At 63.9% G+C, this 23,201-nt stretch carries 22 protein-coding genes and 1 other RNA gene; 9 read left to right on the top strand and 14 right to left on the bottom strand.

Annotated features, from left to right (window positions below; genetic code table 11):
- The first annotated feature begins 63 nt into the window (after positions 1–63).
- The 3 genes from HJO_RS12865 to HJO_RS12855 all read left to right on the top strand — a co-directional run bounded on the left by HJO_RS12865 (position 64) and on the right by HJO_RS12855 (position 2,685).
- The gene (locus HJO_RS12865) at positions 64–927 is read left to right on the top strand and encodes an MBL fold metallo-hydrolase (RefSeq protein ID WP_035617482.1); all 864 of its coding nucleotides are present in this window, start codon (positions 64–66) and stop codon (positions 925–927) included.
- Between the two features lie 61 nt (positions 928–988).
- Positions 989–1,891 carry a DMT family transporter gene (locus HJO_RS12860; RefSeq protein ID WP_035617480.1) on the top strand — a complete coding sequence of 301 codons (903 nt, stop codon included), beginning with the start codon at positions 989–991 and terminating at the stop codon, positions 1,889–1,891.
- Positions 1,891–2,685, top strand: coding sequence for a peptidoglycan recognition protein family protein (locus HJO_RS12855; RefSeq protein ID WP_035617477.1), 795 nt, complete (start codon positions 1,891–1,893; stop codon positions 2,683–2,685). The genes HJO_RS12860 and HJO_RS12855 overlap by 1 nt, the downstream gene beginning before the upstream one ends.
- Here HJO_RS12855 and HJO_RS12850 read toward each other — a convergent pair.
- Entirely contained in the window at positions 2,613–3,554 is a 942-nt protein-coding gene (locus HJO_RS12850) for a YihY/virulence factor BrkB family protein (protein ID WP_035617475.1), read from the bottom strand. The genes HJO_RS12855 and HJO_RS12850 overlap by 73 nt on opposite strands.
- Positions 3,555–3,621: 67 nt before the next feature.
- Here HJO_RS12850 and rnpB point away from each other — a divergent pair.
- An RNA gene (gene rnpB, locus HJO_RS17885) (RNase P RNA component class A) lies at positions 3,622–4,004 on the top strand.
- 6 nt (positions 4,005–4,010) lie between these two features.
- Here the strand turns inward: rnpB and HJO_RS12845 are convergent.
- The 3 genes from HJO_RS12845 to HJO_RS12835 form a co-directional block, all read right to left on the bottom strand.
- Positions 4,011–4,412, bottom strand: coding sequence for a hypothetical protein (locus tag HJO_RS12845; RefSeq protein WP_035617473.1), 402 nt, complete (start codon positions 4,410–4,412; stop codon positions 4,011–4,013).
- Between the two features lie 3 nt (positions 4,413–4,415).
- Positions 4,416–5,372: a prolyl aminopeptidase gene (pip, locus tag HJO_RS12840; RefSeq protein ID WP_035617470.1), complete on the bottom strand. Its 957-nt coding sequence runs from the start codon at positions 5,370–5,372 to the stop codon at positions 4,416–4,418.
- Positions 5,373–5,526: 154 nt separating this feature from the next.
- On the bottom strand, positions 5,527–6,186 hold the full coding sequence (locus tag HJO_RS12835) for a DUF2959 domain-containing protein (protein ID WP_051618584.1): 660 nt from the start codon (positions 6,184–6,186) through the stop codon (positions 5,527–5,529).
- Positions 6,187–6,303: 117 nt separating this feature from the next.
- Between HJO_RS12835 and HJO_RS12830 the strand changes: the two genes are divergently transcribed.
- The 3 genes from HJO_RS12830 (at position 6,304) to HJO_RS12820 (ending at position 9,337) form a co-directional block, all read left to right on the top strand.
- Positions 6,304–7,236, top strand: coding sequence for an RnfABCDGE type electron transport complex subunit D (locus tag HJO_RS12830; protein WP_206741854.1), 933 nt, complete (start codon positions 6,304–6,306; stop codon positions 7,234–7,236).
- Positions 7,226–8,614: a DUF2330 domain-containing protein gene (locus tag HJO_RS12825; RefSeq protein WP_084141978.1), complete on the top strand. Its 1,389-nt coding sequence runs from the start codon at positions 7,226–7,228 to the stop codon at positions 8,612–8,614. The genes HJO_RS12830 and HJO_RS12825 overlap by 11 nt, the downstream gene beginning before the upstream one ends.
- Before the next feature lie 105 nt (positions 8,615–8,719).
- Entirely contained in the window at positions 8,720–9,337 is a 618-nt protein-coding gene (locus HJO_RS12820; RefSeq protein ID WP_156945633.1) for a TetR/AcrR family transcriptional regulator, read from the top strand.
- Between the two features lie 5 nt (positions 9,338–9,342).
- On the opposite strand, the gene HJO_RS12815 is transcribed toward HJO_RS12820, so the two are convergent.
- The 3 genes from HJO_RS12815 to HJO_RS12805 are packed head-to-tail and all read right to left on the bottom strand — an operon-like array spanning position 9,343 to position 12,139.
- Positions 9,343–10,365, bottom strand: coding sequence for a threonine aldolase family protein (locus HJO_RS12815; protein WP_035617465.1), 1,023 nt, complete (start codon positions 10,363–10,365; stop codon positions 9,343–9,345).
- A gap of 35 nt (positions 10,366–10,400) precedes the next feature.
- Positions 10,401–11,153, bottom strand: a complete 753-nt coding sequence (locus tag HJO_RS12810; RefSeq protein WP_035617463.1) for an SDR family oxidoreductase — start codon at positions 11,151–11,153, stop codon at positions 10,401–10,403.
- Complete coding sequence (locus HJO_RS12805; RefSeq protein ID WP_035617461.1) at positions 11,150–12,139, bottom strand: calcium/sodium antiporter; 990 nt, start codon at positions 12,137–12,139, stop codon at positions 11,150–11,152. Before HJO_RS12805 ends, HJO_RS12810 begins: the two co-directional genes overlap by 4 nt.
- A 201-nt stretch (positions 12,140–12,340) precedes the next feature.
- Here HJO_RS12805 and HJO_RS12800 point away from each other — a divergent pair, with 201 nt between their 5' ends.
- On the top strand, positions 12,341–12,814 hold the full coding sequence (locus HJO_RS12800; protein WP_035617457.1) for an NUDIX domain-containing protein: 474 nt from the start codon (positions 12,341–12,343) through the stop codon (positions 12,812–12,814).
- Positions 12,815–13,172: 358 nt separating this feature from the next.
- Here HJO_RS12800 and HJO_RS12790 read toward each other — a convergent pair whose 3' ends face one another.
- The 7 genes from HJO_RS12790 to HJO_RS12760 form a co-directional block, all read right to left on the bottom strand.
- Complete coding sequence (locus tag HJO_RS12790; protein WP_162173830.1) at positions 13,173–13,880, bottom strand: CDP-alcohol phosphatidyltransferase family protein; 708 nt, start codon at positions 13,878–13,880, stop codon at positions 13,173–13,175.
- Positions 13,881–13,917: 37 nt separating this feature from the next.
- Complete coding sequence (locus HJO_RS12785; protein WP_035617454.1) at positions 13,918–15,033, bottom strand: ferritin-like domain-containing protein; 1,116 nt, start codon at positions 15,031–15,033, stop codon at positions 13,918–13,920.
- A 126-nt stretch (positions 15,034–15,159) separates the two neighbouring features.
- On the bottom strand, positions 15,160–16,650 hold the full coding sequence (locus HJO_RS12780; RefSeq protein WP_035617449.1) for an inorganic phosphate transporter: 1,491 nt from the start codon (positions 16,648–16,650) through the stop codon (positions 15,160–15,162).
- 109 nt (positions 16,651–16,759) lie between these two features.
- Entirely contained in the window at positions 16,760–17,233 is a 474-nt protein-coding gene (locus HJO_RS12775) for an NUDIX hydrolase (RefSeq protein WP_051618581.1), read from the bottom strand.
- Positions 17,234–17,345: 112 nt separating this feature from the next.
- Entirely contained in the window at positions 17,346–19,391 is a 2,046-nt protein-coding gene (locus tag HJO_RS12770; protein WP_051618579.1) for a pyrroloquinoline quinone-dependent dehydrogenase, read from the bottom strand.
- A 72-nt stretch (positions 19,392–19,463) separates the two neighbouring features.
- On the bottom strand, positions 19,464–21,338 hold the full coding sequence (uvrC, locus tag HJO_RS12765) for an excinuclease ABC subunit UvrC (RefSeq protein WP_035617445.1): 1,875 nt from the start codon (positions 21,336–21,338) through the stop codon (positions 19,464–19,466).
- A gap of 39 nt (positions 21,339–21,377) precedes the next feature.
- Complete coding sequence (locus tag HJO_RS12760) at positions 21,378–21,698, bottom strand: hypothetical protein (RefSeq protein WP_156945630.1); 321 nt, start codon at positions 21,696–21,698, stop codon at positions 21,378–21,380.
- A gap of 270 nt (positions 21,699–21,968) precedes the next feature.
- Between HJO_RS12760 and HJO_RS12755 the strand changes: the two genes are divergently transcribed.
- Positions 21,969–23,180, top strand: coding sequence for a pyridoxal phosphate-dependent aminotransferase (locus HJO_RS12755; RefSeq protein ID WP_035617440.1), 1,212 nt, complete (start codon positions 21,969–21,971; stop codon positions 23,178–23,180).
- Positions 23,181–23,201 lie beyond the last annotated feature (21 nt).

The following is a 23,201-nucleotide window of genomic DNA, read 5'->3' as shown; positions in this document are numbered from 1 at the left end:
CCTTTATATTAGGTCTTGCTAATTTAGCAATACTTAATATATAAATTCCGAAAGGACAGCTCCATGCCCCAACTCAAAGCCTTCTTCGACACCGCGACCTCCACCGTCACCTATCTCGTCTGGGACCCGGCAACCCTCGAGGCTGCGATCATCGATCCTGTGCTCGATTACGAGCCGCACGCTGCCGCGCTCGGCACGGCCTCGGTCGACCATATCCTGAAAACCGCCGACGCTCTTGGGCTCACGCTCAAATGGGCCCTCGACACCCATGCGCATGCCGACCACCTGTCAGCCGTCCATCATGTCCGGGAAGTGACCGGCGCGAAAGTCGGCATCGGCGCACGCATCACGGAAGTGCAGCGGGTTTTCGCATCCATGTTCCACGCCACGGATGTGTGCCCTGACGGCGGCGCGTTCGATGCGCTGTTTGAAGACGGGGAGACATTCGCGCTCGGCGAGCTGACCGTCCGTGTCATGCACACGCCTGGCCATACCCCGGCCTGTGTCACCTATGTCATCGACGGCATGGCCTTTGTTGGCGACACCCTGTTCATGCCGGACTACGGCACTGCCCGCGCCGATTTCCCGGGCGGGGACGCAGCCACACTTTACCGCTCGATCCAAAGGATCCTGGACCTGCCAGGCGACACGCGCGTCTTTGTCGGCCACGACTATCTGCCGGCCGAGCGCGACCATTCGGCCTGGGAATCCACAGTGGCCGAGCAACGCGCCGCAAACATCCACGTGCATGCCGGCGTGGACGAGACGGCCTTTGTCACCATGCGCAAGGCCCGCGACACCACGCTCGGCGCGCCGCGCCTGATCCTGCCCAGCCTGCAGGTGAATATCCGCGGCGGGGCGATGCCGCCGCCGGAAGACGATGGGCAGGTCTACCTGAAAATTCCGGTCAACCGACTCGGCAAGTAACTGACCGGCAGCAGGCGAAATCCCCCTGCCCTTCACGGGCAAAGCCTGATAACCGGCAAGTATGTCGTTTCGCGATTTCCTGCTGCTCTTTGCCGTCTGCCTCGTGTGGGGGCTCAATATCGTGCTGACCCGCTGGGTCGTCGCCGATGTGGGGGTCCCGCCTCTGTTCTTCGCGGCTGTCCGTTTTACCGGTGTGGCAGTGTTCCTGATCCCGTTCCTGCGGCCCAAGCCGCCGGAGCTGAAGACCCTCTTCGTGATCGCGTTACTGATCGGCTCCCTGAACTTTGCGCTGCTCTTCGTCGGGCTGAAAAATGCAGAGGCCTCCGCGGCCGCCGTGACCGGCCAGCTGGGCGTGCCGATCTCCACCCTGATGAGCATGGCCTTTCTCGGAGAGACGATCGGCTGGCGGCGCGGGCTGGGCATCATGCTCGCCTTTGCCGGCGTCGTGCTGATCGCGGTCGACCCCGGCAGTTTCGGCGTGTCGGTCGGCCTGCTCTACATCGTCGGCTCGGCCTTCATCGGCTCGGCAGGCGGCATCCTGATGAAGCGCATGGCACCGATTTCCGGCCTCCAGCTGCAGGCTTGGGTCGGCCTATTCAGCTTCCTGCCCCTGTTCCTGTTCTCCTACCTGTTCGAGACAGGACAGGTCGCCACCTATATTGGCGCCGGCTGGCCCATCTGGCTCGCCAGCCTGTTCGCCATTGTCGGCGTATCCATTTTCGGCCACGGCGCTTTCTACACGCTGATCAAGAAATACGATGTCTCGTTGCTGTCGCCCCTGACACTGATGACGCCGATCTGGGGGGTGATCTTCGGCATCGTGCTGCTCAACGAGCCGATCACGGCGCGCCTCGTTCTCGGCTCGGTCATATCCCTTTCCGGCGTCTTCGTGATTGCCATCCGCCACAATACACGCATGCCGGAAGCCGCCTTCGGCAAGAAGCTTGGGCCGGGAGACAGCTGATGGACGCAGACCAGGCGCCGAGCCCCAATTTCAACGACCGGAAGCATCCCGTCGACATGCTGGTCCTGCACTATACCGGCATGGAAAGCGGCGACGCCGCGCTGGCCCGCATGTGCGACCCGGCCGCGGAAGTCTCGGCCCACTACATGGTCTGGGAAGACGGCCGCATCACGCAGCTGGTCGCGGAAGACAAGCGGGCCTGGCATGCCGGGGTGTCATCCTGGCAGGGTGATGACGACCTGAATTCGCGCTCGATCGGCATCGAGATCGTGAATGGGGGTCATGACGTGCCCCTGCCTGACGGCACCCTGCCTCCCTATCCGGACCAGCAGATCACCGCCCTCATCGCGCTCTGCCAGGGTGTTCTCGCGCGCCATGCCATCCCGGCCGACCGTGTCGTCGCGCATTCCGACATTGCGCCGACCCGCAAGACCGACCCCGGCGAGCATTTCCCCTGGGCACGGCTGGCGGCGGCGGGGATCGGCCTGTCGCCGGTCAGTGGCGACGCCATGGCCGCGACAGACGAACTCTCCACCGGGCACACCGGCGCGCAGGTGTCAGCCCTTCAGCACGCTCTCAAGGCCATCGGCTACCGTCTCGAGGCAAGCGGAACCTATGACGCCGCCACGCGGCTTGTCGTGTGTGCGTTCCAGCGGCGCTGGCTGCCTGACCGGCTGACGGGCAATGCCGACCGGAACACGCTCGCGCGCGTCCGCGACGTCTATGCGGCAGTCACCGCTTCGTCCGGCCCGCCGTCTTCGGCGTCGTCATCTTCAGCGAGCAGGCCTTCCTGAGGCAGGCGGCTTGCCCATTCGACCGCAAGCGCCGCGCCGAGCAGCAGGGACGACACAGTCACCGACAACCAGATGAAACCGAGAATGACCGACGCGAGAGCGCCGTAGAACGAGTCCAGCGCCGAGAACTTGAGGTAGATGTGAAAGCCCCAGGTCGCTGCGAGCCAGGCCAGCGCCCCCGCGGCGGCGCCAGCGACCTTCGCCCGGTGCCCCTTCATGCGGCCGTGCAGGGACAGTGCAATGATCATGTAGAAGATCGCAAAACAGGCGAGGCCCTTGCCCAGCCATAGCTGCGAGGCGAGCTCCGACAGGCGCTGCGCAAGATCAAAGGCAATGAACCCGCGATTCTCGGTGATGAACGACGCCATCAGCTGCAGCGCGCCAAGCAGCCAGACCGCCAGGATAAGCAGGGCCGTCATCAGGATGGACACGCCGTTGAAGCGGATGATCTTGCTGCGCCGTTCGCTGCCCGTCACCATCCGGATGCCGGTGATCGCGGCCTTGGCACCGGAACTGGCCGTATAGAACACCACGATGACCGCGCCGATCGCCTGCAGGGTCAGGCTGCGCGCCGTTGCCCCGCGAATGGTGTCGAGGTCGGCCTTCGACAGCGGCGCCACCGCCGAGACGAGGACCTGGTCGATCGTGTCGGACAATTGCCGGCTCAGGTCGGCCGGCAGCAGCGCAAACAGCAGGGTGACGGTCAGGTAGACAAGCGGGAAGATCGAGAACAGCGCATAGAACGAGATACCGCCCGTCACGATGCGCACTTCGGGCTTGGACAGGCGTACCAACGCGCCCCATAGCGGCACCAGCAGCCAGTATTTGACCAGATGAGGCAGCGGCAATCGGTCGATCAGGTTGCGCATACAGCCTCCGGGAGGAATCGATCAGGCTTTGTGCCGACGCCAGTGTGCGCTATATGCGCGTCCATGACCAGACGGCCGGGCAATCGCGGGTGGTGGGGTAACCTGCCATCGGAGGAAAGTCCGGGCTCCAGGGAGACAAGGCGGCGGATAACTTCCGCCCGGCGCGAGCCGAGGGAAAGTGCCACAGAGAGCAGACCGCCTGCCGCTTCGGTGGCAGGTAAGGGTGAAAGGGTGGGGTAAGAGCCCACCGCGGGCCTGGTAACAGGCCTGGCAAGGTAAACCCCGCCTGGAGCAAGACCAAGTAGGGGGCGCATATGGGATGTCTTCAGCCCGCGCCCCGGGTGTGTCGCGAGAGGCAGGCTGCGAGGCCTGTCGCAGAGGAATGGTTGCCGAACCGATGTCCCGAGAGGGCGCGGGGAACAGAACCCGGCTTACAGGCCGTCTGGTCATATATTTTCAGGCTTTCCGCCGCAGGAACTTGAGGCCCGACCAGTCGGCGTCCACGGCGCAGACTTTCACGTCGACCCAGTTCATCGGCAGGATGACGGTTCGCAGGTCGTCCTCGGTCAGGTCCCTGAACAGTTTCGACGATTTCTTCGGCCACGAGATCCAGAGCATGCCCCTGTCTGCAACATGGCCGATAGCCTTGCCGATTTTCTGGTCCAGCGTGCGCCGATCCGGACAGAACAGGTGCACCAGGTCTGCCGCACCCGCGCGTTTCAGGAAGCGTACGCCCTCTGCGCCTGCCACAAGTGTCTCGTATTCGACTGGCGACCCGATCGGCAGGCACGTCATGCCGGGCTTCAGTCCGAGCTTCTGGAACAGCGGCTTTCCGGAGTAACCGTGGGTCTCAGCCAAGCCTCACCCCTTCCCCGCATACCTGTCTGTCGCGCGGATCAGCTGGTCCAGGATGCCGGGTTCGGAATAGGCGTGGCCCGCGCCCTCGATCAGGTGGAAGTCTGCCTTCGGCCAGGCCTTGTGCAAGGCCCAGGCGTAGCGCGCGGGGCATGGCATGTCATAGCGGCCATGAACGATCGTACCCGGAATATCCTTCAGCTTGCCAGCATCGCGCAGCAGCTGGTTGTCCTCCAGCCATCCCTTGTGGGTGAAATAATGGTTCTCGATGCGCGCAAAGGCGAGCGCGAAATCATCCTCGCCAAACACGTCACTGGTGGATGGCTCGGGCAGCAATGTGATCGTCTGGCCTTCCCACTGGCTCCACGCCAGCGCGGCCTCGATCTGCACGGCGCGATCATCACTGGTCAGGCGCTTGCGATAGGCCGCCGTCAGGTCGCCGCGTTCGGCTTCCGGGATCGGCGCAAGGAAGCGCTCCCACTTGTCCGGGAACATTTCCGAGACGCCAAACTGGTAATACCAGTCCATTTCGGCCTTGGTCAGCAGGTAGATGCCGCGCAGCACCAGTTCGCTGACGTGTTCCGGGTGCGTCTCGGCATAGGCCAGCGCCAGCGTCGAGCCCCACGAGCCACCGAACACCTGCCAGGTGTCCACGCCCATCATCTCGCGAAGGCGCTCAATATCTGCCACCAGGTGCCAGGTCGTGTTGGCCTCGATCGACGCGTGCGGCGTGGACTTGCCACATCCGCGCTGGTCGAACAGCATGACGTCATAGAGTGTGGGATCGAACAGCCGCCGATGGCTCGCCGAAAAGCCGCCGCCCGGCCCGCCATGCAGGAACACGGCCGGCTTGGCGCCCTTTGTCCCGGAGCGTTCCCAATAGATCACATGGCCATCGCCGACATCGAGATGGCCGGCATCATAGGCCTCGATCTCGGGATAGAATGTTCTGAGTTCAGGCATGGATTGAGTCCTCTGGTCCCACAGTGTCACGTCGCGCCCATGCCGGTCACAGGCTCGCCGTCCCAGGCAGCATAGGACCCGATCTCGGCGGCATTCAAGCCCGGCGGGCCCAGCCCGAACACGATTCCGGGCGGCAAATTGGCATACCGCCTCGCTACACGCCGCCGCGCATCTGGGCCATGAAGGCGTCGGCTTCCGCGATGGAGGCTTCCATGTCCCTGATCAGGCTGTCGACATCCGCCTCCAGGCCGGCCGTCTCCGGGCCGAGCGCGGCAATCGCCATGGCATTGAGATTGTGCTTCAGGAACAGGACACGGTCATGGAAGACGGCGAGCACCGGGTCCATCGACGCGGCGGCCTTGTCCATCTTTTCGACCAGCGTGGCGTAGCGCACCTTGGTGGCCTCCAGCTGGATTCTCGACGCGCGCTGCAGGGCCGGATCGGAATACTGGTAGAGTTCCTTCTCCCATTCCTTGAACAGATCGCTGGCCACGCCCTTCACTTCACGGATCCTGTCGCGCACCTTGTCGGCACGGTCAGCGGACCGCTCATAGGCAGCTGTCAGCTTGTCATACGTGACTTCAAGTTCACCGGCATCGACCGTCACCACGGCGCGGAACGCCTCCAGCGCGTTGGCAAATTCGGTCTTCGCATGTGCCTGACTGACCGCTGCATCGTTGACCCGCTGAACCAGCAGGTCGCGCTTTTCCAGCCCGATCTGCTCCATCGCGCCATAATAGGCCGAGGCGCACCCCGCCAGCGTTGCTGTTGCGAGAAGCACGCCCATCAGGCCCGCGCGAAGTGTGTGTCTCATGGTCAGTCCCCCTCTCTGCCGCCAGCCAGTCATGCCGCTTGCCGGCGCTGCGGTCCAGACTTTCCCACGCAATCCTTTCATGAACCTGCCGTAATGTGATCGTATTTGGCATGTCGTATGTCTCGCATGGACATCGCGGCACGTTCTCCCCTGTCCCTCTACCGGCGGCTCGATGCCGACCCGCGCCATTGGCAGGTCATTGCGCTGTCGGGCCTGTTCCTGTTGTCCTGGACAACAAGCAGTTTCGGCGCCGGCCCGGTTGCGCTGGCGCTTGCCTTCAGCGGCGCGCTCCTCGCCCAGGCGCTGGGCACGCTGGTGGTAAACGCACGCGCCAGGCAGGCGCTGCTCAGCGGGTTCGAGTGGAAGTCCGCCCTGATCACGGCCATCGGCGTCGCCGTTCTGCTACGTGCTGCCGATCCCTGGATCTGGTTTGCGGCGGCGTTCATGGGGATCAGCCTGAAATTCATCGTCCGCGTGAACGGCAAGCACATCTTCAACCCCGGCTGTATCGGCATCGTCGCCATGATGCTGCTGGTCAGCCGTGACGCCTGGGTCTCGCCCGGCCAGTGGGGCGAGACGCCCCTGATCGCCGGCTATGCCCTCGCGCTGGCCGCCCTGACACTCTCCAGCGCCCGACGCCTCGATATCGCTCTCGGCTTCCTCGCCACGTTCGCAGCGATCCTGGTCGCGCGCGCCATCTGGCTGGGCGACCCGATGGCCATTCCCCTTCACCAGATGTCGTCCGGCGCGCTGCTGATCTTCGCCTTCTTCATGATCACCGACCCCCGCTCGACACCCGACAGCCGCCCCGGCCGCATCCTGTTCGCCATCGCGGTCGCCAGCCTCGCGGCCTGGTTCATCATCGGCCCGAACCAGCGCGGGGCGCCGCTGATGGCGCTGGCCGCGCTCGCCTGGCTGACACCGGTCCTCGACCACGTATTGCCCGCACGCCGGTTCGAGTGGACACGCCACGGTCCGGCCCGCCCCGCTTTCACGCCTGTATCGCTAAACCCTTGGGGGACGAAGGAGACACCCAGTCATGAAACTTAAGCACCTTGTCGCAGGCCTTGCCCTTCCCTTCTTCGGGCTGGCCTTCGCCGCGCCCGCCAGCGCCTTTTGCGGTTTCTATGTCGCCAAGGCCGACACGGACCTGTTCAACGAGGCATCGAAAGTTGTCTTCGCCCGCGACGGCGAACGCACCGTGATTACCATGTCATCCGACTTCCGCGGCGATGTCTCCGAATTCGCCATGGTCGTTCCCGTGGTTGATATTCCCGAGCGCGAACAGATCAATGTCGCCAACCCGGCGCTGGTCGAGCACCTCGATGCCTACACTGCCCCGCGCCTCGTCGAATATTATGACGAGAACCCGTGCGAAGCGGAGCGCCGCGAGAAGATGATGCGTGACATGGTCGCCTCTGCCGCCCCGGAAATGGACGCCATGATGGACGATGCCGAGTCCCTTGGCGTCACCATCGAAGCCCAATACGAAGTCGGCGAATATGACATCCTCATCCTGTCGGCCGAGGAATCCGACGGCCTGATCCAATGGCTGAACCAGAATGGCTACAGGATTCCGGATGGCGCCGAAGAGATTGTCGGTGCCTACCTGAAGCGCGGGATGAAGTTCTTCGTCGCCAAGGTAAACCTCGAACGCCATGACGGCTCGGCCATGCTGCGCCCGCTTCAGGTGGCCTACGAGGACGAGGATTTCATGCTGCCGATCCGGCTCGGCACCGTCAACGCGGAGGGCAAGCAGGAACTCTTCATCTTCGCCATGACCCCCGAGGGCCGCGTCGAGACCAGCAATTACCGGACGGTCAAGCTGCCCTCCAACATGGATGTACCGATCTATGTGAAGGACGAGTTTGGCGAGTTCTACAAGGCGATGTTCTCCCATCAGGTGGAGAAGGAAAACGGCAAGGCCGTGTTCATGGAATATGCCTGGGACATGGCCTGGTGCGACCCGTGTGCGGCAGAGCCGCTCAAACCGTCAGAGCTGCGCGAGCTGGGCGTGATGTGGCTGGACGAGGACGCCGACGCGCCGGATCAGCGCGGATTCGGCCCGGCGCCAGTCGACGTCTTTGTGACGCGCCTGCACCTGCGCTACGACGCCAGGACCTTTCCGGAGGACCTGACGTTCCAGGTCACGGGCGACCGGGAAAATTACCAGGGAAGATACATCCTGCGCCATCCTTGGCGGGGCGACTACCAAGAGTGCAAGGCCGCCGGCGAGTATGCCAACACGCTCGTGCAACGCTGGGACACAGAAGCCGAATCTCTTGCCAGGCTTACAGGATGGAGCATCGACGACATTCGTACGAAAATGGCCGAAGGCGGGTACTCAGCCGCGGCGCTCAAGGGTGTAGACCTCGCACCGTCGCCGGAACGCAAATCCTGGTGGCAGCGGCTTTGGGGAAATGGTTGATCTGCAATAGGCGTTGTAGGTTGCAACAAAACCAGAATGCATTAGAACACGCGCAGGGAGCGGCTGTGGGGGTAAGTCGGCCTTCCTGTCACTCAGGGGTTAAAAATGGCGCGACCAGCGGGCGCACGTAATCACGACTTTGACGAAAAGCGGACCAAACTACTCGATACATTGACCAATCACGCACTCGATGCAGACCTGCGCCGGCCCTCTCTTCGCCAGTTTGCGATTGCTGCCGGGGCCTCCGAACCGACCCTTCGCCACTATTTCGGAGACCGCCAGGGCGTTGTCGTGGCAATCCTCGAGAATATCGGCCGCCGCGGCACGCCGATCTGGAACATGATCGCCGAACCTGCTGAGACCCCGACCGAGGCGCTGGAGCAATATTTCCGCATCGCCGAAACGGGCATGCGTCACGCCAATTTCACCCGCGCGCATGCCTTCGGCCTGATCGAAGGCATTGCCGAGGAAAAGGCTGGCAAGGCCTACCTGCGGCACATCCTGGAGCCCGCCCTGAAGTCGATCATGGACAAGCTGGGCAATACGCCGAACGGCCCGACATCCGAAAACGCCCTGCGCGCCGCGGCCATGGCGGCAATGGCGCCGCTTCTTGTCATGTCGATCCATCAGGACCTGCTCGGCGGAGACACCGAAGCGCCGATCGACAGCCAATCCATGATCAGGAACATTCAGGCATGGCTGGGCGCAGGCATCACGACCTGACTGCGTCAGTTCGCCGCCCGCACGAGCGCGTCGATATCAGATCCCGTCGTCATCCATGAACAGACCAGCCGATGGCTGCCGTCGGGCCCGGGATAGAAGACAGCGCCCGCGTCGAGCAGTTTACTGGCGACTCCGTCAGGCAGCACCACGAAGACTTCATTGCCCTCGACATCCTGGGCCAGCGCTACGCCCGGAACCGCCACCAGCGCGGCCGCGAGCCGCGTTGCCATCGCATTCGCGCGCGCGGCAAGGTCCAGCCAGAGACCGCCTTCCAGCATGGCTTCAGCCTGGGCAGCCAGGAAACGCATCTTGGGTGGCATGTGGCCAGAGCGTTTTGCCCGCGCCTGCAATTCGCCCCACTTTTCCCGCGCGCCACCAAACAGGAGGATGATCTCGCATCCCATGGCGCCGGTCTTGGTCAGGCCAAAGGTCAGCACATCGACGCCCGCTTTCCAGCTCATCTCGGCCGGGCTGGCGCCTGTGGCCACCAGCGCATTCCCGAGACGGGCCCCGTCTAGGTGCACCGTCAGCCCGGCAGCATGCGCGCGCGCCGCATAGTCCGCGACGTGATCGACGCCATAGGCCGTGCCGTTTTCCGTCAGGTTCGTCAGCGACAGCACGTGGGCAGGGGTTTCGTGCACGAAGGCATGGTTGATTCCAGCCAGCGCTTTCGTCAGCGCCGCGTCGGCAATCTTGCCATCCGGTCCCGGCAGGAGCTGCAGCTTGCCGCCGCCCGAGAAGAATTCCGGTGCGCCGCGTTCATCCACTGCGATATGGGCGTCCGCGTGGCACAGGATCGCCCCGGTCGCCGGGCAGAAGCAGGACAGCGCCAGGGCATTCGACGCCGTGCCCGATGCCGCCATCCAGTAGTCGAAATCATCCGTCTCGAATGTCTCGGACAGCGCCTTGCGCACTTTTTGCGTCACGCTGTCAGCGCCGTAGCTCGACTCCATCCCGGAATTTGCCCTCGTGATCGCTTCAATGACGCGCGGATGGGCAGGGGCGGACGTGTCGGAAGAAAAGTTCATGGGGTCTCACTGGCGCTTGGCAGGGGGATGCCTGTTCAGAGCTGGGTGTCGGGCGTCTGCCACATCAGGTGTTGCCCGCCATCTGCGGCGATCATCTGGCCGGTCACGCTGGACGCCGCGACCAGGTAGCGCAACGCGCGGACGATCTCGTCCGGGCTGGAGCCCTTCTGCGTCAGGGTTGCGCGCTGTTCGGCGGCAAACGTTTCATCGGTCTGATGCACGCTTTTCAGTGTCGGGCCCGGCCCGATGGCATTCACCCGCACCGCGGGCGCCAGGGCCTGCGCCAGCGTCTGCGTGGCCTGCCACAGCGCCGCCTTGGAGAGGGTGTAGGTGAAGAATTGCGGTGTCAGCTTCCACACGCGCTGGTCGATCAGGTTGACGACAAGGCCGGCCTCCCCTGCCGGCAGGCCGGCGGCGAGCTGCTGCGCCAGGTGCACCGGCGCGCGCAGGTTGGTCTCCATGTGCATGTCCCACGTGCGGCGCTGATGGTCTGCGGCGCTGTCTTCGGCAAACACCGAGGCCGAATTGACCAACAGGCTGACAGGCTGCACGAGTTCCGCGCCGGCATGGGCCACCAGCCCCTCCGTCTCGGTTTCGTTGGCGAGGTCTGCCTGGACCAGGACAGCGGATCCGCCTGCGGCTTCGATTGCGTCCTTGGTCGCCCGGGCGGCGTCTTTCGAGGATCGGTAATGAATGGCAACCGCCCAGCCGTCCGCCGCCAGCGCTTCGGCCATCGCCTTGCCAAGGCGCGTGCCGGCACCGGTGACAAGGGCCGCGCCGGGAGTCATGTCCCGGACGCCTGGAACAGCCCAAGGATGTTGAAGCCATTGATCAGGCCGTAAATGTAGACCGCGTACAGCAGCAACAGACAAATCCCCACAAGTCGGCCGATCCGGGCCTTGGTCAGGATCAGCAGCGCGATGATCGCGGCCGCAAGGCCCATCGCCCAATGGTCATACTGCCTGAAAGTGGGCGCCACTTCTATGGGGCCGAAAAGGGAAATGATGCCGCCGGCACCAAGGATGTTGAAGACGTTCGACCCGAGGATATTGCCGATCGCGACATCGCCGCGCTTGCGCAGGGCGGCCGCAACGCTTGCTCCGATTTCCGGCATCGACGTGCCGACGGCCAGCAGCGTCAGGCCGATCCATTCCTGCGGGACACCGTAGAATTCCGCAACGCCGACACCGCCGGCAATGATCAGCTGCGCGCCCAGCAACAGGCCGAGGATTCCCAGCGGCACATAGACAGACGCCCGGGCAATGCTCAGTGACGGCGCATCCTCGATCGGGACGCCGGGGTCGACGCCGCGTGCCACGGCCCGGCGAGCCGCAATCAAGGTGTAACCGCAATACCCGATGAGGGTGAGGAGGAAGAGGATGCCGATGGCCGTGGTCAGCGGCATCGTCGCGGTCAGGGCAATCCAGAGCGCGGTGGCCAGCAGCATGGCAGCAAGCGCCCGCCCCTGCCCGGTACCGCCTGCGACAAAGGGGAAGATCAGGGCCGGAACGCCCAGGACCAGGCAGACATTGGCGATATTCGACCCGACAATATTGCCGAGTGCCAGGCCAGCACGGCCTTCAAGGGCCGCATCCAGCGACACGAACATTTCCGGCGCCGACGTGCCGAAGCCGACAATGAAGATACCCGCAATCAGCGGGGACACGCCGAGCCTTCGGGCCAGCACGACGGCGCCATTGACCAGGAAATCCCCGGCAAAGGCCATGATGACGAGCCCGCCAAGGAGGGCTGCGATCAATGAAATGTCCGGCATTACGCCTCTCGCGCCTAGTCGAGACGCTTGAATTCAATGAGGTTCAGAATACCGAACACAAGCACGATGGCACCGATGGCCAGGAGGGAGGGATGGATCATTACACCGTCTCGCTTTTCTTTTGTCTTTGACTACTAGTGCCCCGTCCTTAACGCGCGTCGACATGATTGGCGAGACTCATTCGACACGATAGGAAGGGCAATGGCCTCCCTGCGCACCCAGCTGTTCCACACCTATGCCCGCCTGCGCCGTCCAATGACGCTCGGCGTCCGTGCGGCCGTCGAAAATGCGAGCGGCCAGGTCTTTCTCGTCCGCCATACCTATGTGAAGGGCTGGTACATGCCGGGCGGCGGCGTCGAGCGCGCAGAACCGGCGATCGAGGCACTGGCGCGCGAACTGGTCGAAGAGGGCGGCATCCGGCTCACCGGCACGCCAGACCTGGTTGGCGTCTATTCGAACCATCCCGTGTTCCGCAATGACCACGTCCTGCTGTACCGCGTTCCGCACACCAGATGGGAAGAGACACGCGCCACATCGGTCGGCGAGATTGCCGAGACGGCCTGGGTCGATCCGCTGCGCCTTCCTGACGGGGCAAGCCCCGGCACGATCCGGCGGCTGGCGGAGATCTATGGAAGCGAAGGCACCAGCCCCTATTGGGGCGCCCGCCCTGCCTAGGCGCCAGCGAAGGCGAACAGGGCCGGCAGGCAAAGAAACAGCAGCGCCGCCAGAAGAAAGGCGAGGAGTTTCATCTCGGGGCGCACACGTTGTTTCATGTGCCAATAATTCAGCGCCGAATAAGGCTGATCGCGGGCAGAATGCGGGTCGTCCTGAGAATTCTGTGCCTCAATCACGCCACGAATGTTAACGGCCCGTTAAGCGATTTCGCCTAGCCTCCTGACATGGCTGGGAATTTCCTCTCTCCGTCATGTGTATGACCCAATAAACGGCAACCCGGCCCTTCCCCTTGACCGGTGCGCCACTTCAACGGAACGCCGGTCCTACTTCCCCTGGGGCCGGCGTTTTCGCGTCAGTGTCAGGCGCGCGCGGCGCGGACATAGCGCCAGCCCGTCAGCAGCGACAGGGCGGCCGCCACCCACAACAACCCGACGAGCAGGCCAGCGCCCAGCTGGAAGGCGAGCGGCGTCGTGCCGCCGACATCGGGGGCAAGGTCCACCGGCGAGAGCGCCAGCGGCAGCATCAGGCCGATGATCGCGACCATCTCGAACCCGGTCTTCCACTTGGCCAGGTTGGACGGATCGACCACCACCTTGCCGGCCGGAGTCGTGCGCAGCCAGGTCATGAACACGTCCCGCGCAATGATGGCGGCAGCGGGAATGTAGATGAACCAGGACTTCAGGATCATCGCGAGCCCGAGCAGGGCCGCACCCACCAGCAGCTTGTCGGCAATCGGATCCAGCCAGACGCCGAACCGGCTTTGCGCGTCGAACTTGCGGGCCGCCCAGCCATCAAGGAAATCGGTCAACGCCCCGGACAGGAAACCGAGCAGGGCAAACTGGTACCAGAGCTGCTGCCTGACCGTGAGGCGGACAACATCAACCTCCGCCGGACTGGCCTCGGACAGGCGCGCAAGGTCCTGGTCAAGCAGGAGGGCCTGCCAGATTCCCCACAGGACAAGACCCGCAAACACACAGCGGGCAATCGTCAACGCATTCGGCAGCCATTTGTAACTCATCGCGCTGGTGTGCCAGCGCCCGGCCTTCTGGGCAATGGGCGACGGCACAGCCGCCGCCTGTCGCCCAGAAGGCCCGCCACCTGATCTATTCCGCTGCGATCTCGCGGATCGGGCCGATTTCGAGCGGGCGCTCGAGCGAGGCCCAGTCGATTTCTGCGTCAGTGGCGGCATTTTCATATTGCAGCACGCCAAGCGCCTCGAATTTCGGCTTCACGCTGTCGGTCAGCAGGCCGACACGCTTCAGGTTCGGGATCATCCGCTCGAACAGGAAGTTCCGGAACGCCTGACCACCCTGCGAGTCGATGCTCATGCGCCGGGCTTCCGCCGCATCGAAGCCGAACTCCTCTTCCACGACTGTGGAGAACAGGCGCTCGCGCATGATCGCGCAGGCCTCGTAGGCAAACTGCGCCCGCTCCTCGATTTCCTCTTCGGACAGGGCCTTGATCCAATCTTCAAGGTAATTCACGCCAAACGCGACATGGCGGCCCTCGTCACGCATCACCAGCGTCAGGACCTGGCGCAACAGCGGGTCGCGGGTCGTCTGCGCCATGGTCTGGAAGGCCGCCAGCGCCAGCCCTTCGATCAGCACCTGCATGCCGATGAATTTCAGGTCCCAGCGCTCATCCGTCAGGATCTTGTCGAGCAACAGCTTCAGGTTCGGATTGACCGGATATTCGACATTGCAGCGATAGCGCAGGTATTTGTTGAACACTTCAACATGCCGTGCCTCGTCGAATGTCTGCGACGCTGCATACAGCTTCGCATCATAGGTCGGCGCGCACGTGACAAGCTGCGAGGCCACCATCAGCGCCCCTTGTTCGCCATGCAGGAATTGCGACAGGACCTGCGCCAGCGACCGCCACGCATATTCGGTCTTCTGCTCCTCGCTCAGCGCGAGATATACAGGGTGGTCATGGAACGGGTTGAGGCCGGCCTGCGAAGGCCCGTCGCGCTTGTCGAAGGCAACCTCCCAATCGACATCCATCTGGGCATCCCAGTTGAACTTCTTGCCGAGTTCATAGAGGCGGCGGATCTTCGAATTGGCGATCTCGTAATCCCAATTGTAGGACCCCGTCAGCGACGTGTTGAATATCTCGCGGACGATCTCGACATCCTCAGGCGACAGCTTGTCGGCCAGGTCGCCGGGGTCGTCGAATGTGCGGGCTGTAGTGGGCGGGCCCGAAACCAAATGTACTTTCATCGTTTCCTCCTTTTCATGCGCTGAAAAGGCTCAGATCACGACTGGAGGCCTTCGCGCCTCACCCACAATACGCGCCTGAAGCGTGGGGAAAATAAAAAAATGACGGGGGCGTCATTTTTTCGCACCTCATCCCAAGGCTTCAAACAGCAGGAAAATTGCGGCCGACAGCGCGCCCGCCGCCGGCACGGTGACGACCCAGGCGGCAATGATGGTCATGAAGTGGTGCCGGCGCACCAGGCGGCGATAGCGCGGCTGGTCGCCATTGATGGGCTCGTCCCGATCCGGATTGCGCGGGTTGCGGGCGATATAGTCGCGCCGGCGTTTGGAATTCGCAGTGTACCATTCCCGGAAGAAGCCGACGCCGAACACGGCACCGACGGCAATGTGTGTCGAGCTCACCGGCAGGCCGAGCGCCGATGCGAAGATCACCGTGATCGCCGCCGACAAGGCCACGCAGAAGGCCCGCATCGGGTTCAGCTTGGTGATCTGGGCGCCGACCATGCGGATCAGTTTCGGCCCGAACATGATCAATCCGAGCGAGATGCCGAGTGCCCCGATCGCCATCACCCAGAGCGGAATACCGACCTTGGCAGCCACCGCGCCCGACTGCGCGGTCGACACGATCGCGGCCAGCGGCCCGATGGCGTTCGCCACATCGTTCGCCCCATGTGCGAATGACAGCAGCGCAGCCGAAAAGATCAGCGGCAGCTTGAACAGTTCCCGCAACGACTTGTTGCGGTTTTCCATGCCCCGCGACTGACGCTTGATCAGCGGGCTCGAGATCAGCCAGGTCAGCGCCGCCATGCCGAGACCGATCAGGCACGCCGTCGAGAGGTCGATCTTGATCAGGTGCTTCAGCCCCTTGGTGGCGAGGTAGGTTGCAAACGCGCCCGCCATCACGGCCACCAGCAGCGGCACCCAGCGCCGCGCCGCCGCGATCTTGTCATCCTGGTAGATGATCGCCGTCTTGATGAAGGCCAGGAAGGCTGCCGCGATGATCCCGCCCAGCAGGGGCGAGATCACCCAACTGGCCGCGATCTGCCCCATTGTCGGCCAGTTCACCGCCATCACACCTGCCGCCGCAATGCCCGCGCCCGCCACGCCGCCGACGATCGAGTGCGTCGTCGAGACCGGTGCGCCGAACACGGTGGCAATGTTGATCCACAGGGCCGCCGCGATCAGGGCCGACATCATCAACAGGATGAACGTGTTCGCGTCGCTCAGGCCCGCCGGGTCGATGATCCCTTTTGACACGGTGCCGACAACGTCACCGCCTGCCAGCAGTGCCCCTGCACTCTCGCAAACCGCAGCGATCGCCAGCGCCCCGACCAGCGAGAGCGCCTTGGAGCCCACTGCCGGCCCGACATTGTTCGCAACATCATTGGCGCCGATGTTCAGTGCCATATAGGCGCCGATCGCGGCGGCCACGACAATGATGACGGCGCCCGGCGTGCCGTGGATGATGCTGTTGACGACCATCGCGCAGACCGCGATGAACACCAGCGCCAGGCCCGGCATCAGCAGGGATCGCGCCGCCGAATGGGACGCCTGCTCGATCTGTCCAACCTTCGAGAGGTCCTTGTCGAGGGTTGGCTTCATTCCGCTGGACTGGGGCATGCTGGGCGTATTTCCGTCTGACTTGGCGGCGCGTTAGCACGCCCTGACCATCCGATACAGGATTCGCCTACAGATTTCAGGAGGAATCTCGGCACGCAGGCCGGCAGGGTCAGGGTTCGAACCGCGTCAGCAGGGCGCTCAGCTCCGGACAGGCCACTTTCGCCGCCGCCTCGCCCGGCGAGAACCAGGCGACTTCACGCTCGCCCGCTTCCGGGAAAGTACGCGCGTGTTCGTGCACTTCCAGTGCATAGACCGTCGCCGCGCATTCCATCACCGTGCCCGAGGCGATCCGTTTCTCGTAGTGGAAGGTGCCCACTGGCACGGGGTTCAGTGTGCCGCGGACACCGGCCTCTTCATACGCCTCTGCCGCTGCCATCTCGGCATCCGGCACCGCCGCCTTGGGCCAGCCCTTCGGCACCATCCACTGGCCCCGCCCGCGCGTCGTCAACAGCAGCACTTCATGCCCCTCGCCTGCACGCCGCCAGCACAGCGCAGCCACCTGATGCGCCACGGGCGGGCGCAGCCAGGCACCCGTCACCAGGGCCGTCAATTCACGTTTGAGACTGAACTCGGCAGCTTTCATGACACTAATGTGACGATATTCGCCGCCTGCGGCAATGGCGCGCCTGTAGCGGCAGCGCCCATTGGCATCAGATCTCCGTGACTCCACGACGCCGGGACGTCACGGTTGTCCCTCAACGCGACGGGCTGCCCCGGTCCGGCAGCGCAAAGGCAACCAGCGAGTCGCCCTGCTTTGTGCCGAGCGAACTGTGTCCGCCTGCTGCGATCACCACATATTGCCGTCCGTCATAGTCATAGGTCATCGGTGTCGCCTGGCCGCCTGCCGGCAGGCGCCCCTTCCACAGCTCGCGTCCGGTCGAAACATCGAACGCCCGCAGGTAATCGTCCATGGTCGCGCCAATGAACACGAGCCCCCCCGACGTGATGATCGGCCCGCCAATGTTCGGCGTGCCGGTCTTCAGCGCCATGCCACCCGGCGCCAGGTCCTGAGACGTACCGATTGTCTGGCGCCAGACAATGAGCCCCGTGTCGAGATTGATTCCGGCAATCACGCCCCAGGGTGGTGGTGTGCAGGGCAGGCCCAGCGGCGACGTCAGGATGCCCCGCGACATGCCGAACGGCGCACCTTCCATCGGGGCATATTCGGCATCGTCGCTCAGTGTTTCCGTCGTGGACTCGTCGGCATTCTTCTTCGTCAGTTTCACGAAGGCCCCGATCGAACTCATGTTCACCACCAGCAGGTTGCGCGCCGGGTCGTAAGCCGTGCTGCCCCAGTTGGCGCCACCCCCCTGGAACGGATAGGCGAGCGTCCCCTGCTCGGTCGGCGGCGTGAACAGGCCATCTCGGCGCAGGCCCCTGATCTGCTTTGCGCAGGCCAGCTTGTCCCACAGCGTGATGCCGAACGCATTGCCCGGCTTCAGCGTGTTGGGCACGATATTCGGTGTCACCGCCGGGAATGGCTGCGTCGGCGAGGCCACTTCGCCCGCAACGGCCCCTTGCGGCACGGCCCGCTCCTCGACGGGCAGGAAAGGTTCGCCCGTATCGCGATCCAGCACGAACAGGAGGCCTGACTTGGTCACCTGTGCCACCACGTCATGCACCACGCCATCACGCCAGACCGTGTAAAGCCCCGGCTGGGCCGGCAGGTCGAAATCCCAGAGATCATGGTGCACGGTCTGGAAACTCCACACCACGTCCCCGGACTCGCCATTCAGGGCCACAACCGAATTGGCATAGCGATTGTCGCCGGCCCGGTTGCCGCCATAGTAATCGGGGCTCGGGCTCGATGTCGGCAGGAACACCAGGCCGCGCGCCTCGTCCACCGAGATTGTCGACCAGACATTGGCGTGCCCGGTCCGCGCCGCCGAGCCGTCCGCCCATGTCGCCATTGCCGGATCGGCCGCGTCCTGGGGTACCGGATTGAACCGCCATTTGACCTCGCCCGTGCGCGCATCGAACGCGTGCACCGTGCCGAGCGGTGCCTCTGTCCGCAGGTTGTCGCTGATCGCAGAGCCCGTGATCACCGTGTCCCCGATGATCGCCGGGGCCGATGTGATCTGGTATTCGCCCGGCCAGCGCAGGTCCATGCTCGGCTTGACGTTCACCGTCCCGCCTTCGCCAAACTCTGCACACGGCGCCCCCGTCCGGGCATCAAGCGCGATCAGCCGCGAGTCCACCGTGCCCACGTACAGCCGCGATGCGCACGCTGATCCTGATTCCGCCGCGCGGTCCTGCCAATAGGACACGCCCCGGCAGGTGAACTGGTTCGCCGGACGGCCGGTTGCATCCACGCCGGGGCTGTAGCGCCATTTTTGCGTGCCATTGCCCGGGTCGACCGCGATCACGTCCTGGAACTGCGTGCAGAAAACCAGCGATCCCTCAACGAGGATCGGTGTCGATTCAAAAGCCGCACGTTTCCTGGCCTCTTCCCGGCCTTCGAATACGCCCGTCTCGAGGGACCAGGCGATTTCCAGGTCCTTTACATTGTCAGGCGTGATCTGGGCGACCGCCGCATAGCGCGCGCCGCCCTTGTCGCCGCCATAGGCCGTCCAGCCCTGCCCCGTTCCGTCGGGAACAGGCCGCAATACCGGCGCTTCGCCCTCGATCGTCAGGTCCGGCGCCAGTCCGAGCACCGACCACATGGCCGATCCACCGATGAAACTGATCGCAATGAAGGTCCCGATCACAAGCGAAACCGTACGAAGCAGCGTGAATTTCATGTCGAGGCTCCCGAAACCAATTCCGGGATCATCAACCGGATGTTCCGGCGCCGCAAGCCGCGGGTCCGGGGCCTAGCCGCTGTGGAAATGCCCGTAAATGCGTTCGGCCAGCGCCTCATTGACGCCTTCAACAACCATCAGGTCGGCCACCTTGGCCCGTGACACGCCGCGCGCCGAGCCGAAATACTGCAGCAGCGCCTTCTTGCGCGCCGGGCCGATGCCCTCGATCTCGTCAAGCGGCGAGCGGGCAATCTCGGCCGACCGCTTGGCCCGGTGGGCGCCGATGGCCCAGCGGTGCGCCTCGTCGCGCAGGCGCTGCAGGTAGTAAAGCACAGGCGCCGTCTCCGGCAGCTTGAACGGCGCCCGCCCCGGCCGGAAGAATTGTTCCCGCCCGGCATTCCGGTCGACACCCTTGGCGATCGACACCAGTGTCACATCCTGCGGGCCGAGTCCGAGATCGGCGAGCGCCTCAAGCACGGCATTCAGCTGCCCAAGCCCGCCATCGATCAGCACGAGGTCCGGCCAGTTGCGGTCATTACCGACCGCCTTCTCCTTCAGGCCGCGCGCAAACCGTCGCCGCATCACTTCGCGCATCATGCCGTAATCGTCGCCCGGCTCGATGGTCGTGTCCTTGATATTGAACTTGCGATAGGCCTGTTTCATGAACCCGTCCGGCCCGGCCACCACCATGCCGCCGACAGCGTTCGTGCCCTGAATGTGCGAGTTGTCGTAGATCTCGATGCGTTGCGGCGGGCTGTCCAGTTCGAACACTTTCTGCACTTCGTCCAGCAGCCGCGCCTGGCTTGCCGTCTCGGCCAGTTTGCGGGTCACCGCTTCGGTCGCGCTGCGGGCCGCCTGGGTGACAAGGTCCCGCTTGGAACCGCGCTCCGGCCGGCGAATCTCGATCTTCCGGTCGGCTTTCAGTTCCAGCGCCTCAGCGATCAGTTCGCCCTGGTCGGGCCATTCATTGACCAGTATGAGTTTCGGCGCAGGCCGCTTGTCATAGAACTGCACAAGGAACGCGCCGAGCACTTCCTCCGCTGTCTCGCCGCCGTCGTGACGCGGATAGTGCGCTGTCGCGCCCCAGTTCTGCCCGGCACGGATGAAGAAGACCTGCACGCACGACACGCCGCCCTCCATGGCGATGGCAAAAATGTCCGCCTCCTCGAGGCCATCCGGGTTCACGTCCTGCGTCGCGCGCACATGCGCCAGCGCCCGGATCCGGTCGCGCAGCCGCGCCGCCGTCTCGAACTCCATCGCCTCAGCGGCGGCATCCATCTCTTCCGCCAGCCGCTTCTGCAGGTCGGCCCCCTTCCCGCGCAGGAAGTCGGCCGCCTCATCGGCCAGTGCAGCATAGTCCTCTGTCGAGATCAGCCCGACGCACGGCGCCGAACAACGCTTGATCTGGTGCAGCATGCAGGGCCGCGCGCGGGCATTGAACACGCTGTCCTCGCAGGTGCGCAGCAGGAAGGCCTTCTGCAGCGTGTCCAGCGTCTGCATCACCGCCCCGGCACTGGCGAAGGGCCCGAAATAATCGCCCTCATTATGCTTGGCGCCGCGATATTTCTTGATCTGCGGTGCCTCATGATTGCGGCGGATCAGGATATAGGGAAACGACTTGTCGTCGCGCAGCAGCACGTTGAAGCGCGGCTTCAGGCTCTTGATCAGGCTTGCTTCCAGCAGCAGCGCCTCGGTCTCGCTCTCGGTCACGACGAATTCCATCCGCCGCGTCAACGAGATCATCCGCGCAATCCGCTGCGTATGCCCGCCAAGGCGCGCATAACTCCCCACCCGTGCCTTCAGGTTGCGCGCCTTGCCCACGTACAGCACCTCGCCGCCATCGCCGAACATGCGATAGACGCCAGGCTTGCCGGGCAGGCGTTTCAGGTTGTCCTTGATGACATCCACACCGCGAATGGCTGGGACATCGGCATCATGCGAATCCATGAGTGTATAGATAGCGCCTGCCAGCCCGCCTTGCGAGGCCTAGAACCAGGCCCGCACTGTCGACATGTCCGGCACGCTCAGCGTGCCATCGAACATCCAGCCGACGCCGAAGCCCAGCACGACGATAATGATGAGCGCGAACCCGAATTCCCGCCCGGTGCTGGATGTCCGGTTCCGCTCCTTCGGTGGGCGCAGCATGAGCAGCATGAATATGAAGGCGAACAGGCACAGGCCAATCGTCCGCTCCGTGTCGCTTGCACGCGACAACAGGAGCAGCAGGTCTGCCAGACCATCCTTGGATTCCTGGACCATCGCCTCCCAAATTGGCAGGAAGGGACTGTTAACTGACTGGGTCGCCATTTTCCTACGTCCTTTGTGTCCGGAGCCGAAATGCCGCACACGTTCACGATCCCGCATCATCGCAGCTTTGGTTCAAAAACGGATAAACAAACCTGTTAAAATTGATCCATTTGGCAGAATATTGCGGCAATCGGCTGCTTGCGGGCACATTCCCTGCGTTCTGTAATATTCAGTGCGGCATGGGGGATATACTTGCCGCCGGAAGCCGCGCAGACTAATGCCTTCGCAGGTATGAAATATTTTTAATCGCCAATCCCGGAACCCAAGATCATGGCCGCAGACATCCTCCTCAGCGACGCCCTCGCGCGCGTCAAACCGTCCGCCACGATCGCGGTCACAACCAAGGCGGCAGAGCTGAGACGGGCCGGTCATGACGTGATCGGCCTTGGCGCAGGCGAGCCGGATTTCGACACGCCGGACAATATCAAGGAGGCCGCGATCCAGGCCATCCGCGACGGCAGGACCAAGTACACGCCGGCTGACGGGATTCCGGAACTGAAGGAAGCCATTTGCGCCAAGTTCGCCCGCGAGAACGGCCTCACCTACACCCCGTCCCAGGTGCATGTCGCTCCCGGCGGCAAGCCGGTCATTTACAATGCCCTTCTGGCCACGCTGAATCCCGGTGACGAAGTCATCGTCCCGGCCCCCTACTGGGTGTCCTATCCCGAGATGGTGCTGATGGCCGGCGGCGAGCCCGTCATCGTGCCATGCGGCCCGAACACGCAATACAAGCTGACCCCGGACGCCCTGGAAGCTGCGATCACGCCGCGCACCCGCTGGATCATCCTGAACTCGCCGTCAAACCCCACCGGCGCCGCCTATACAAGGGCTGAGCTGAAGGGTCTCGCCGGCGTCCTGATGCGCCACCCGCAGGTGATGGTGCTGACCGACGACATGTACGAGCACCTCGTCTACGACGATTTCGACTACTGGACGATCGCGCAGGTCGAACCCGGCCTTTATGACCGCACGCTGACCATGAATGGCGTCTCAAAAGCCTATGCGATGACCGGCTGGCGCATCGGCTATGCCGCAGGTCCGGAGAAACTGATCAAGGCCATGGCCAAGGTGATCAGCCAGACCACGTCCAACCCCTGCTCGATCAGCCAGTACGCCGCCGTCGAAGCCCTCACCGGCACGCAGGACTTCCTCGAACCCCGCCGCAAGGTCTACCAGCAGCGCCGCGACCTGGTCGTCGCCGGCCTCAATGCCTGCGCCGGCTTGCACTGCCCGACACCGGAAGGCGCCTTCTATGTCTACCCGTCCTGCGCCGGCGTCATCGGCAAGACTGCCCCTTCCGGCAAGGTCATCGGCAACGATGCAGACTTCGCCACCGAACTCCTCGAAACGGAAAAGGTCGCCGTCGTCTTCGGCGCTGCCTTCGGCATGTCGCCGGCCTTCCGGGTCTCCTATGCCACGTCGACCGAAGCGCTGACCGAGGCTCTCAGCCGGATCCAGCGTTTCTGCGCCGCCTTGGTATAGTCCACGTCGGACACGGACGGG

The organism is Hyphomonas johnsonii MHS-2 (assembly GCF_000685275.1).
Taxonomy (GTDB): Bacteria; Pseudomonadota; Alphaproteobacteria; order Caulobacterales; family Hyphomonadaceae; genus Hyphomonas; species Hyphomonas johnsonii.
Note: the sequence above shows the minus strand (reverse complement) of the source record. Positions and strands in the feature narration are given on the sequence as shown.